This window comes from Pradoshia sp. Z5_111 (genome assembly GCF_058267535.1).
On the sequence record NZ_JBZCPQ010000001.1, the window covers coordinates 399,660 to 412,783 of the forward strand.

At 34.1% G+C, this 13,124-nt stretch carries 12 protein-coding genes, 1 tRNA gene and 1 pseudogene; 9 read left to right on the forward strand and 5 right to left on the reverse strand.

Annotation, left to right across the window (positions count from 1 at the left end; genetic code table 11):
- The first annotated feature begins 103 nt into the window (after positions 1-103).
- The 5 genes from AC4D4A_RS01965 to fbp all read left to right on the forward strand — a co-directional run bounded on the left by AC4D4A_RS01965 (position 104) and on the right by fbp (position 6,319).
- Entirely contained in the window at positions 104-865 is a 762-nt protein-coding gene (locus AC4D4A_RS01965; RefSeq protein WP_490994344.1) for a DeoR/GlpR family DNA-binding transcription regulator, read from the forward strand.
- 215 nt (positions 866-1,080) lie between these two features.
- Entirely contained in the window at positions 1,081-1,905 is an 825-nt protein-coding gene (rhaD, locus tag AC4D4A_RS01970) for a rhamnulose-1-phosphate aldolase (protein WP_490994749.1), read from the forward strand.
- 91 nt (positions 1,906-1,996) lie between these two features.
- Complete coding sequence (locus tag AC4D4A_RS01975) at positions 1,997-3,142, forward strand: iron-containing alcohol dehydrogenase (protein WP_490994345.1); 1,146 nt, start codon at positions 1,997-1,999, stop codon at positions 3,140-3,142.
- A gap of 98 nt (positions 3,143-3,240) precedes the next feature.
- A complete protein-coding gene (locus AC4D4A_RS01980) occupies positions 3,241-4,218 on the forward strand; it encodes an AraC family transcriptional regulator (protein ID WP_490994346.1) in 978 nt (325 codons plus the stop codon).
- Between the two features lie 172 nt (positions 4,219-4,390).
- Positions 4,391-6,319, forward strand: a complete 1,929-nt coding sequence (fbp, locus tag AC4D4A_RS01985; protein WP_490994347.1) for a fructose-1,6-bisphosphatase — start codon at positions 4,391-4,393, stop codon at positions 6,317-6,319.
- A gap of 66 nt (positions 6,320-6,385) precedes the next feature.
- Here fbp and AC4D4A_RS01990 read toward each other — a convergent pair whose 3' ends face one another.
- Entirely contained in the window at positions 6,386-6,721 is a 336-nt protein-coding gene (locus tag AC4D4A_RS01990; RefSeq protein ID WP_490994348.1) for a hypothetical protein, read from the reverse strand.
- A gap of 211 nt (positions 6,722-6,932) precedes the next feature.
- On the opposite strand from AC4D4A_RS01990, the gene AC4D4A_RS01995 reads away from it, so the two are divergent.
- From AC4D4A_RS01995 to AC4D4A_RS02010, 4 genes and pseudogenes are all read left to right on the forward strand, one after another.
- Positions 6,933-7,529, forward strand: coding sequence for a copper resistance CopC family protein (locus AC4D4A_RS01995; RefSeq protein ID WP_490994349.1), 597 nt, complete (start codon positions 6,933-6,935; stop codon positions 7,527-7,529).
- A gap of 3 nt (positions 7,530-7,532) precedes the next feature.
- The gene (locus tag AC4D4A_RS02000; protein ID WP_490994350.1) at positions 7,533-8,621 is read left to right on the forward strand and encodes a copper resistance D family protein; all 1,089 of its coding nucleotides are present in this window, start codon (positions 7,533-7,535) and stop codon (positions 8,619-8,621) included.
- Positions 8,622-9,005: 384 nt separating this feature from the next.
- A pseudogene (locus tag AC4D4A_RS02005) lies at positions 9,006-9,752 on the forward strand (xanthine dehydrogenase family protein molybdopterin-binding subunit); the annotation flags it as partial.
- Positions 9,753-9,803: 51 nt separating this feature from the next.
- Positions 9,804-10,244, forward strand: a complete 441-nt coding sequence (locus tag AC4D4A_RS02010; RefSeq protein ID WP_490994750.1) for a (2Fe-2S)-binding protein — start codon at positions 9,804-9,806, stop codon at positions 10,242-10,244.
- A 593-nt stretch (positions 10,245-10,837) separates the two neighbouring features.
- Here the strand turns inward: AC4D4A_RS02010 and AC4D4A_RS02015 are convergent.
- The 4 genes from AC4D4A_RS02015 to AC4D4A_RS02030 all read right to left on the reverse strand — a co-directional run bounded on the left by AC4D4A_RS02015 (position 10,838) and on the right by AC4D4A_RS02030 (position 13,013).
- Complete coding sequence (locus AC4D4A_RS02015) at positions 10,838-11,329, reverse strand: hypothetical protein (RefSeq protein WP_490994351.1); 492 nt, start codon at positions 11,327-11,329, stop codon at positions 10,838-10,840.
- 6 nt (positions 11,330-11,335) lie between these two features.
- A complete protein-coding gene (locus AC4D4A_RS02020; RefSeq protein WP_490994352.1) occupies positions 11,336-11,752 on the reverse strand; it encodes a hypothetical protein in 417 nt (138 codons plus the stop codon).
- A 249-nt stretch (positions 11,753-12,001) separates the two neighbouring features.
- The gene (locus tag AC4D4A_RS02025) at positions 12,002-12,574 is read right to left on the reverse strand and encodes a DUF6944 family repetitive protein (protein ID WP_490994751.1); all 573 of its coding nucleotides are present in this window, start codon (positions 12,572-12,574) and stop codon (positions 12,002-12,004) included.
- Between the two features lie 365 nt (positions 12,575-12,939).
- A tRNA-Arg gene (locus tag AC4D4A_RS02030) sits at positions 12,940-13,013 on the reverse strand.
- Positions 13,014-13,124: the final 111 nt, after the last annotated feature.

The window sequence follows — 13,124 nt, forward strand, 5'->3', positions numbered from 1 at the left end:
TGTTTTTCAAAAATTATGTTATATTTATTTTATATATAATAAATAATTAAACATAAAACAACATAAAAGCAAATAAGGTGACTTAAGATACGGAGGATTAAGAATGCTTGTTGCGGAAAGACATAAAAAAATTGTAGAAATTGTAAATGAACGGTTGAGTATTCGTGTTACCGAATTGAGCAAGATTTTTTCGGTTACAGAAGAAACGATTCGTCGTGATCTTGAAAAGTTGGAAAAAGAAAAATTATTAATGCGCAGTCATGGTGGTGCTATTAGCATCGAAAAAGACCAAAATGAGGTTTCTTATTTAGAAAGAGAAATTACCAATGCGGCAGAAAAAAGAGCCATTGCAGTGGAAGCGGTTCGCTTCATCGAACCAGGCGATCAAATCGTGTTAGATGCTAGTACAACCGCATGGTATGTGGCAAAGGAACTTACGGATATGTCCTTAACAGTTCTAACTAATTCTATAAAAGTGGCGATTGAGCTAAGTAAAAAGGAGCAAATTAAAGTGATTTCGACAGGTGGTGCTTTATTATCACAATCACTGTCCTATGTTGGTCCACTCGCAGAGCGTTCACTTCGAATGTATCATGTTAACAAAGCCTTTATCTCATGTAAAGGTGTACACCTTGAAAAAGGATTGAGTGACTATAATGAGTCTCAAGCAATGTTGAAAAAGCAAATGATGGAAATTGCGGATGAAAATATTCTTATGGTTGATTCAAGTAAATTCGGAATACGTGCTTTTTCGCAAATTGTACCAATTACAAAAATCGATCGCATAATTACGGATTCAAATATAGATGAAAAAACAAGAATTCAAATGGAAGAAAAACATATAAAAGTGAAAATATCGAAATAAACAAACAGACCAGATTGGTCTGTTTTCTTTATAAAGTAAAAGAAAACAAATATAAATTATGACGTAAATGTTAATAAACAAACATAAATAAAAAATAATATGTTTGTTTACGTTGAGTTATCTTGAAAAACAGGCTAAAATAAAGATGTGAAAGAGATAAATTATTCCAAATAGAAGTCATTATATGTAAGGAGAGATTTACCTTGGATAAAACGATAAACAAAGATGCGATATATTCAGCACCTTTTCTTCAAGAAATGGTTGAAACAACCTCTAATTTATATCGGTTGGGATGGGATGAACGTAATGGCGGCAATATCAGCTATTTATTAAATGATAGTGAGGTTATGCCTTATTTAAATATTAATGAAGTAAAAAGAACAGTAGCAATGAAATTTGATGCTACTCCGCTTGCAGGAAAATACATCCTTGTCACAGGTTCCGGAAAGTATTTTAAAAATGTAAAAGAGAATCCGGGGAATAACTTAGGTCTTATTCGAATTTCGGAAGATGGTAACAATTATGATATCTTATGGGGTTTTAAAGATGGAGGGGTTGCAACCAGTGAGCTACCAACACATTTAATGAATCATATGAAACGTTTGGCAGTTGATAAGAATCATCGTGTCATTATGCACTGTCACGCAACTAACCTCATTGCGATGACATTCACTCATTCTTTAAAAGAAGAAGAGTTTACAAAAACTTTATGGGAAATGTGTACAGAATGTATAGTCGTTTTCCCAGAAGGTGTTGGTATTATTCCTTGGATTGTTCCAGGAACAAATGCCATTGGTGAAGCCACTGCCGAAAAAATGAAGGATTGCCGTCTTGTGCTTTGGCCGCACCATGGTATATTCGGTGCCGGTGCTACATTAGATGAAACCTTTGGTTTGATTGAAACCGCTGAAAAAGCAGCTGAAGTTTATACAATCGTATGTGCCCAAGGAGGCAAGAAGCAAACGATTACTGATGCTCAATTGCTAGAACTAGCAAATGCTTTTGGTGTAGTTCCTCGTCAAGGGATCTTAAATCTGTAATAAAAATTATTGATTAAATTTGGGACGTTAAAAGTCCCTTTATTTAATTATTAGATTGTAAATATTTGAGCAAATTAAAGGAGGAAGTAATGTGAGTGTTTATTATGTACCAAGTACAAATTTATTTGGTAAAGGCTGTTTAAAGGAGTTAGCACCATTAGTTAAGGAGTTAAGATTTAGAAAGGCCTTGGTAGTAACCGATAAGCTCTTACATCAAACAGGTATTGCTGGAAAAGTTCTTGCTGAGTTAGAGTCTATAAACCTAGATTATATTGTGTACGACGATGTAAAGCCGAATCCAACCATCGAAAACGTTTATGCTGGTGTTAATGTATTTAAATCCAATGAATGTGATGTCCTTGTTTCAGTTGGTGGTGGCTCCCCGCAGGATGCAGCTAAAGCGATAGGTCTGTATGTTACAAATGGGGGAGATCTACGTGATTACGAGGGTGTAGGAAAAACTAAAAATAAATCAATTCCAATTATTGCGGTTAACACAACTGCAGGTACATCCAGTGAATTCACCATCAATTATGTTATTACAGATAAGGAACGAGAAGTAAAAATGGTTATGGTTGATAAAAATAGCTTGGTAACTATATCTGTAAATGACCCGGAATTGATGATAAATAAACCATCTGCGTTAACAGCGGCAACAGGTATGGACGCATTAACACATGCGATTGAAGCAATTGTTACACCTGGTGCCTATGCAATAACCGATGCTACTGCTCTTTCTGCTGTTGAGATTATTTTTAATTATCTTCCGCGTGCTGTTAAAAACGGTCATGATATTGAAGCACGTGAACAAATGACGTATGTGATGTTCTTGGCAGGAATTTCTTTTAATAATGCGGGTCTTGGTTTTGTTCATGCTATGGCTCACCAGTTGGGTGGAGTATATGATTTACCTCATGGTGTATGCAATGCAATGCTTCTGCCTATTGTGGAAAGAGAAAATGCAAAACGGGACCCAAGAAAGTTTCGGGCCATTGCAAAGGCTATTGGATTAGAAGTAAATGATAAATCAGATGAACAGTGTGCCGAAGAAGTGATCAAGGCGATTAAAGGTTTATCAAACGATGTGGGAATCCCTGGTAAATTGGCTGAGTTAGGTATACAGAAAGTGAATTTGGAAAAACTGGCTGTTAACTCCTTGGCGGATGCGTGTGCACCAGGAAACCCGTTCCAACCTACAAAAGAAGAAGTAATAGCGATGTTTGAAGAATTATTATAATTAAAATTCTGGGTGTGTTCATATTAAAGAACATGCCTTTTTTATAATTTGATATATGATATATTAAACTATAAAAACTCAGGATATAGGTGAAATCGATGTCTCAGTATATTTTAAATGAGCTCTTGCAAATAACCGAAGAAGAGAAAACCATTCTTGAACATCGAACTAAAGTAAGTAAAGAACTATATACAAGTAAGGCGAATTTTATTATTGAAAGTGAAAAATTCTTAAGTAAAGGTAAAATGATTGCGATTCGTAAGCATACTAGATTTATTGATTTCCCCTTACATAAACACGATTATATTGAAGTTAACTATGTCTTTAGTGGAGAGTTAGAACAGGTTGTTGGCGGAAGACCAATCACCTTAAGAAAAGGTGAGCTTCTTTTATTAAATCAGCATATTGATCATGAAATCAAAGCGTGCGGCAAGGAAGATATTGTCATCAACTTCATTATTCGTCCAGAATTTTTTGAGTTTATTTTTTCCTTTTTAAGTTCAGAGAATATAGTCAGCGATTTTCTAATTAACAGTTTATTTAATAATACCCAATATGGACAGTTTCTTTATTTTAGAGTAGCAAAATCAAAATCGATTCAGGATTTAGTAGAAAAAATGATACATGAAATTATGTATCCCACTACTTTTTCTGAGTCTGAAATTAAGCTTTATATGGGTTTATTTTTAATAGAGTTAATTAAGAATTCAGATAAGGTAGAACGAAGAGAAGAAGCATCCATACAGCATTATTTGATTGTTGAATCACTTAAGTATATTGAAGCTAATTTTAAAGAGGCTTCATTATATGAACTCGCTGATCTGTTGAACCAGTCATACTATGGGTTAAGTAAAACAATTAAAAAGGTGACGAGCCATACCTTTAAAGAACTTTTACAGGAGAAGAGGCTTACGAAGGCTAAAGAATTATTAGAAATTACTGAAATGCCGATTACCTCAATAGTTGAGCAGGTTGGATATGATAATATCAGTTATTTTTATCTGATTTTTAAAAAGAAATATGGTTTAACACCAAAAGAATATAAAAAGCAATTAGTGAGGGAAAATATCCATTAAATTTAATCTATCTATAGTCTAGCTATTTGGTTTAAAATATAATGTAAATAAGACACTCGATTCACATATTTAGAGAATTTATATTGAGTTCTCATTACATTTTGATGGTTTGCCTTTTTAATTAGATCCAATCGATTAGATTGATAGAAATATCGAAAGGGGATACATATATTTGAATACAAAATACTTAGACTTACTTGTCCAAAAATATGATTGTGAAGAAAAAGTAGTAACAGAAATAATTAATTTGGAGGCCATCCTTAATCTTCCGAAGGGGACAGAACATTTTGTCAGTGATTTACATGGGGAGTATCAAGCTTTTCAACATGTGCTGAGAAACGGTTCCGGGAATGTAAAACAAAAAATCAAAGACTTGTTTCAAGATGTTTTATTAGAAAAAGAAATTAATGAATTTGCGACATTAGTTTATTATCCTGAAGAGAAATTAAAGTTAATTAAAAATCAATTTGATAATAAAGAAGAATTGAATCAATGGTATATCGTTATTATTGAGCGGATGATGAGGCTTATTTCTCATGCTTCATCCAAATATACACGTTCCAAATTAAGAAAAGCATTGCCTAGGCAGTTTGAATTTATTATCGAAGAGTTGTTGTACAAAACGAATCAAGCGAATAAGGAAAAATATTACAATGAAATTGTTGAGCAAATCATCTCCTTAGGCCAAGCTGATAAACTCATAACCGGTCTTGCCTATACAACTCAGAGATTGGTTGTCGATCATCTTCATGTTGTTGGTGATATATATGACCGTGGACCTGAACCTGATAAAATCATGGAAACTCTAATCAATTATCATTCGGTTGATATTCAGTGGGGGAACCACGATGTACTTTGGCTAGGTGCTTATTCTGGTTCATTGGTTTGTCTTGCTAATATTATTCGTATTTGTGCAAGGTATGACAATCTCGATATTATTGAAGACGTGTATGGAATCAATTTGAGGCCCTTGTTAACTCTGGCTGAGAAATACTATGATGACAATCCGGCTTTCAGACCAAAGGTACATTCAGATAATAAACTATCTAGTCATGAAAAATTACAAATAACAAAAATTCATCAAGCCATTGCGATGATTCAATTCAAGCTCGAAATGCCAATAATAAAAAGACGTCCGTGCTTTAATATGTCCGATAGGCTTTTATTAGAGAAAATTGATTATGATAAAAATGAAATAACGATTTATGATGAGACTTACCCTCTTGAAAACACTTGCTTTGCCACGGTTAATCCCGAGCAGCCTGAACAATTATTAGAGGAAGAACAGCAGGTTATGGAAAAGTTGTTATTTTCAGTCCAGAATTCAGAAAAGCTCGCCAGACATATGAATTTCCTTATGAAGAAAGGAAGCCTTTATTTAAAATATAACGGAAACCTATTAATACATGGGTGTATTCCTTTAGATGAAGAAGGAAATATGGAGAAGATGACCGTCGATAATAACACCTATTCAGGTCGTGAATTACTTGATGTTTTTGAGCAATATTTACGTTATTCTTTTGCGCATCCAGAAGAGACGGATGATCTTGCGACGGATATGGTCTGGTATTTATGGACGGGAGAATATTCGTCACTCTTTGGAAAAAGAGAAATGACAACTTTTGAGAGGTACTTTATTAAGGACAAGTCAACACATAAAGAAAGAAAGAATCCATACTATCATTTACGGGAGAATGAAGAAATTTGCCGCAAAATCCTAGCTGATTTTGATTTGGATCCTGACACGGGACATATCATAAATGGCCATACACCAGTTAAAGAAATAGAGGGAGAAAATCCAGTTAAGGCAAATGGAAAAATGATCGTAATTGATGGAGGTTTCTCCAAAGCATACCAATCAACAACAGGTATAGCAGGATATACATTACTATACAATTCCTACGGTATGCAGCTGGTTGCCCATAAGCACTTTAATTCAAAAGAAGATGTCTTACTGAACGGGACAGATGTTTTATCAATAAAAAGATTGGTAGATAAAGAATTAAAACGGAAAAAGGTTAGAGAAACCAATATTGGAGAGAAAATAATTCAGGAAATTTCAATATTAAATAGTTTGAGAGAATATCGCTACATGGATTGATAGCTGCTTGGAATTAAAAACAGGAACATTGTTCCTGTTTTTTTAGTTTAAGAAAAATCAATCTGTTTAACTTTCTCCTTCATATATCGGTCTTCCAAATATGTTTATACCTATATTCTTTAATTGCCTCTCTAAATGTTCTGGCTTCACTTTCTCGTTCTCTTGGTAATCAGGTGAGGCGACAGGTGCGTCTAAATTCAGCCACACTGAACGATAGATTTTGTGTACATCTCTTACGGGTAAATACTCTCCGCTTTCCAATTCGACATCATCATCCACACCATATTCGAATCGGCAGCAGGAACATATTTCATAAGAACCCACCTCTAACTGTTTAGAATCATAATAAGCGGGCTCATCAAGCCCTTTATGACCGCATACGGGGCAAATATATTTCATCATTTATAATCTCCTTGCTCATGTGTGAATTCTAAATAAAGGTAAATGACTTCTCTGTTTCCTGTATTTCCTATATTATAGTGAGGGGTTACTTAGATTATTTAATCCATAATTTCAAATAAGTCTGGCTACTATTATCTTATTATTCAGGATACTGGATAGTTTATCAATAATTAGAATTTGTTTCCAATAATTAAGAACAGGGGGAAATGTTTTGAAGAAAATTATACTAGTCACGGTACTGTTACTGGTATCTTTTGTACCTGATGCTTTTGCGCATTCTCATTTAGAGAGGTCTACACCTAGTGACGGAGAAGTTATATCAGAAGAGTTACGTGAAATAACATTAATATTTAGTGGTAAAATTGAACAAGGGAGTACTTTTAAACTCTTGGATTCCAAGAAACAAGCTGTTTCAGTTGATGATATTACCATTAAGGACACTGAACTTACAGGGAAAATTCCTGGTAGTTTGATAAATGGAATTTATGTTGTTAATTGGAATATTATTAGTGCAGATGGCCATCAAATGGAAGGGGAGTTTTCATTCGAGGTGAAAATGACTGAGACTGAATCTCCACTAGCTAACAACAATGAGGAAGAACAAGTGAGTAAAAGTGTTGAAGATCATGAAGCAAATCAAGATGGCTTAAGTGAACAGGATACGAATGAAAAAGAAACAGGTGCAGAGAATGATGTTGCTAATAATCAAGCAGAACAGGATAAATCATCCAATTTTGTTCCTATCATTATCGGTGTTTTAATAGTCGCAATTATAATCACCTTTATTGCATTAAGGAGAAAAAATTAAAAAATGTTCTCTGTAATCTTTAGTGAAATTGCCCTGTATCTTTGTCTTTCTATATTAATGGGCAGTTTTATTCTATCCATTGTTCCAAACCATCATCGGCCTAGCATATCTGTAGGAAAGAAATATATGATTTTAGCTGCCGTTGGTGTTGGGTTATTTTCTTTTACACCCGTACTCATCCTAATCTTGAACTTACAGCAAAGAATAGGATGGCAGGGTGGAATACAAACTGTATTAGTAACGTTCGAAATTGGCAAGGCATGGATTTTTACATCGATTGTGATATTAATCTTACTCCTTTTTATTGCTAATTTTCACAAAAGAGAAGATTCTAAATACCCTTGGATTGGATGTCTTTTAACCATTCTTTTAATTGTGGGCCTTGCGTGGTCCAGTCATGCAAGTTCATCGGATCAGATAATCGGTTTTTTAACTCATTTTGTCCATGTTACTGCTGTGACGGTCTGGGTTGGTATTCTGTTTGTTATTAGCTGGTTCTCAAGAAATCAAGAGAATTGGCTGCCGTTTTTGCGATGGTTTACCCCAATCGCAATTAGCTGCGTCCTAGTGACAGCTGCTTCTGGAATAGTCCTTATGACTTTTGTGTTAGATCTATCGCAATATCCAGATTCTTGGATGGTTGATTATGGACAATTTTTATTAATCAAACATATTCTTATTATGGCGCTGCTTGCCTACGCTATTGTTAATGGCATACTCATTCGACGGAGGTTAAGGGAGGACCAAACCTTTAACCCTGTTCCATGGGTGAAAGCTGAAAGTTTAGTAGCGCTTCTTATTTTTTCAGCAACTGCTACAATGAGCCAGCAATCACCTCCGAGTGCAGGTACATTAGAACAGGAAGGACTATCTTTTCTATTTGAACTCTTTTATCAAGGTCACTATTATTCGGGTATGGATGTTCAGTTGAGTGTAAATTCAATCAGTATTTTACTTATAACGATTGCTTGCCTATTTTTAGCCTTACTATTTTATGCGTTTTCTAAAAAAGCTTCATCAATAATCACATTTTTGCTCAGTATCCTTTTTGTCCTTTCGAGCTATTTGGCTTTGATCTTGAGTATCAGTTAAAGAGGGGATATTCAAAACTACGAAGCATAAATTTTTTACATAGGTCTTGAGTTAATGAGAAAAGAATAAAGCTATAACAAAATGGGGCCAATTCTTGAATGGATTGGCCTTTTTTCATATATGGTATAGGTAGTTACTCAAACTAACGATTTTTAAAATTGAAAAACGGAAACAGCCACTTTCTATATGGAGTGGTTGTTTTTGTATTTTATGCATATATTTGAATGTAATTAAATTGGATTCATCACATATGCCTCTTTACTTGCTGTTTTTTACTCTGTTGAAACAGGTGGGTAGCTAATTACTCTAAAGTTTTTAATCAATAAATCTAGACGAATTTTATTGATAAAGGAGTTTTATATGGATATCATTGGTCAAAGTGTTATGCGCAAAGATGCTTGGAATAAAGTTACAGGTAAAGCATTGTACACAGGAGATTTAGAGACAGGCAATGTCCTCTATGTTCAAAAGCTTATTAGTCCCTATGCCCATGCATTGATCATAGACATAGATACCAGCAAGGCGATGCTCGTTCCAGGGGTACATAACATTGTAACAGGTGTGAATTTGCCTTTAACAGGTGAAGAAATAAGAGATCGCTATCCCATTGCTTATCAGAAAGTTCGTTATCACGGAGAAGTGGTTGCGTTAGTTATTGCAGAAACACAGAAAATTGCCAAGGCTGCTGCTGATTTGATTAAAATTATTTATAAATCATTAGCGGTTGTCAATTCTCCAACACAAGCCCTTGAAAAGGGTGCACCTATTCTTCATGAACAATTAGAAGAGTACAAGAAAATCCAGGATGTTATGCCTAGACCAGGCACAAATATTGCTAATCACTCAAAAATTCGAAAAGGAAATAAGGATAGTGGCTGGAAGGAGAGCGAAGTTAGTGTCAAACAGATTTTTTCCTTTAACCCATCCGACCATGCTGCTATGGAGACAAGATGTTCACAGGCGGAAATTAATGGAGAAGGAGAAGTCATCATTCATTCATCTTCACAGGCTCCATTCATGATTAAACGATTAATTAGTGAGTACTTTAATGTCGAAATCGGTAAGGTTATTGTTCATACTCCATTGGTAGGAGGGGCGTATGGAGGAAAGGCATCTATTCAGTTTGAATTGTTAGCGTTGGTGAGTAGATTGAACTATAATCCAAAAAAGCAGAAATATCCTATAAAATTATTAGTGAATAATCAAATATACTATAGAGAAATTGAAGCTACTGAACTATTATTGAATGTCTTGCGTCATAAAATTGGCTTAACCGGTGCTAAACCAGGTTGCCTTAATGGAGATTGTGGTGCTTGTACAGTAATGGTGGACAAAAAGCCGATAAAATCATGCTTAATGCTTGCGATTGAGGCAAGGGAGAAAGTAATTACAACGATAGAAGGACTTGAAAATAAACCGATTCAAGAAGCATTTGTTACTCATTTTGCGTTTCAGTGCGGATATTGTACACCAGGATTTATTATGAATTGTCAAGCTCTGTTAGAAAATGATTCAAATCCCTCAGATGAAAAAATTAAAACGTGGCTCTCATCCAATATATGTCGATGTACAGGCTATGCTGAAATTGAAAAAGCAATTAAATCGGTGATTCAAGGTGATTAAAGACGGGCAACTAGATTAACAAATGAATACATCTGGAAGATCCTTAATCGCTTTGCCAATTATACTTTTTATATTTTTTTTACGAAACAAGAGTCAGTATATGCATAAAGAGCAGGAGCGTCCTCGGTATTTCTGAGGACGTTTTTATTAATGAGCTATTTTTAGGATACTAAAGATCAAATTCATACAGACTTACTATCGATTAAAGATATTTTATTCAAATTAGACTCACATCTTATTAATTTATGTTCAGTATATTGAATATCTTGTGAAGTAATCACCATTTAAGATCAAATTCAACAGGATAAGTTGGGTATTATTGTCATATTAAAACTCGTAGGATTAGATTATTCAATTAAACTCTTTAAAAGAACACGAAAAAGAGCTGATTTTTCAGCCCTGACTTCATTTTCTGGAACTTCCAATCTCGCAATGGTGAGTGAGTAATCATTTATGTGAAGCTTATTGTATGGTACTAATTGAAATTATAAAGTTGAGTATATAGCTATTCCTACTCGTAAAGATTTGCTGGTGAGGATATATATTCCCATAATTAATTTGAAATCGTGAGGTAAAAACATTTGAAAATAGATTCAATTATATCTAGTGTACAAAAAATTTTGTATATGACTAACTTCATTTTTTAATGAATTAAACAACGAAAATAAAGCATTGACATCATTTTGCAATAAGGTGATCTGGTTCTCAATATTTTTTAACTGTTTGGTGTGTTCTTCTCTGTAATCTTGCTCATTCTTCTCATTTAATTCAGATTGTTTTATATCTAGATAGGTTCCGCCTATGGATACTAAATCACCAATTGTTATAGTACTAGCTCCGATTAATGCAAGGATAAATCCTAAGTTGGATTCGTTGACCTGGTCATTATTATGAGAAATACCAGCTGTATTTTCTAATTGCTCTTCTTCTTCAATTTCCTCTACTTCGCTTGCTTCAAAGCTGATGCCGAGGACTGTAAGAAGATTCCCTATTGTGACAATCATCTGGCCAAATAAATCAACTTTATCTCCAAACTCAACAGGTAAAGATTCGATAAATTGATTTTCCGAGTCCTTTTTAATCAACTATAATCACCTACTCGATTGTAGCCTGATTTTCTCCATTACTTTTAATGTAGTTTGATTTAAATCCTCTTGAATTCTTTTTAAAGATGAAAAATCATTCTCTAGTTCTATTTCATTTATTTCAAAGAATTGATCCATACTTTTAGGATTAAACACGTTGTTTAGGCAATTAAGAATCCCTTGGAAGGAAGATACTAATTGCCTGTGTTCAATGTTTAAAAAGGAGGGAGGAATTGTATTTTCTAAACAAAGAACGCTAGTCTGTGCAACATTCACTGCATTTTTTAAATCCATATAGTACTGTTTTGGATTTTCAATTAAACCATTATCAGCAAACCTTGGATAGATTTTATTTGATATATAGACTAAGTTACCGCCTGCTAATTGAAGAGCATGCCCATAGTGTTTTATTGAGTTTGCCAAATCGTTTCCCCCTTAATCGATAATGTAAGTTAAAACAATATATGCCCAAAAATTAAAGAAGTTCCATGTAAGTAATTATAGAAATCTGGTTTGCCACTATGACAACAGAAAAGGACATTTTTGCTGTTAGGGTACTTATGTAGTTTGAATAGTTTACACAAAAAAGGCTCCCAATAAATCAGTGGCATGACATTTTTGGGATAACCCTATTGATGAAAAATGAAATTTTTATCAGTAGTTAGCTTTTAACTAATTAATGTACTGATATTTAGACTGACTCGTATTACTCATTGTTTGAGCAATTGCTTGGATGATCGCACCAATGGCTTGTATCCAGCTACCTATTGAATTGAATTGCTGCCTATTTAGACTGTTTGATGGTAAATATCCCGCTATTACCAACATATTAATCCCAATGGTTTGCAATAAAGCTCCGAATGCATTATATCGATTAACCAGAGTAGTGCTTCTTTCTAAAGCGTATATGAAAGACAAGTCGGTGCCTAATGCTTGTCCTTCATTTCCTATATTGAATAGGGTTTGTTGTGCATTTGAATCACTAAACGGAAGGATATAACCGGCCACTTCCGCAGACAAGCCGCCCGCCTGAATTATATTACCAACTTTATTTAGTGTCAGGTCGCTCTCAGTGTCAACCAGGACTGCCGTAGCTGCAAGCTGAAGATTGTAACCAATTAAATTGATATCAGATGAGGCCTTATTATCGAGTGATATAGGTGGTGTATTCCCAATAGCAGTTACAATTCTGCCAAACGCGCCTACCCACATTGCACCTGTTATTATCTGTGTTTTGTTTTCTATTTAAATCACCAACTTATTGTGGTTTTAGTCATGCATCATTGTATTCAAATAAGTAAATTTATGTTCTGCTAAATTAAATAACGGAAAAATAAATGCAATCCTGTCCTATTTGCAGAATTTCTTCAAGAAGGATTCTAAATATACGATTTCAAAATTGTATTTCAGCCGATTAAAAATATTCATTAAGAGTTGGAAAAAGAGAAGAGTAGAAATCTTTTGAAGTGTAGGGGAACGTGCAAAATAAATGCAAAATAAAAGCGTAAACTATAGATTTCTTTAGGAAACTACAGTTTACGCTAATCCTTATAAACGTTGATATATCAAGGGTTTGATGTGATTATTTGAATTCTTTAAGAAACAGGAAACGTCCCAGAGAGGATTCGAACCTCCGACCTACAGTTTAGGAAACTGTTGCTCTATCCTGCTGAGCTACTGGGACTTATGTAAGATACTTTATAATTATAATAATTTTATTACAAAAGGTCAACTTTATTAACCAATTAATATTCTAAATTAATAAATATGGTTTATTAAGGAAAATGTTATAGGA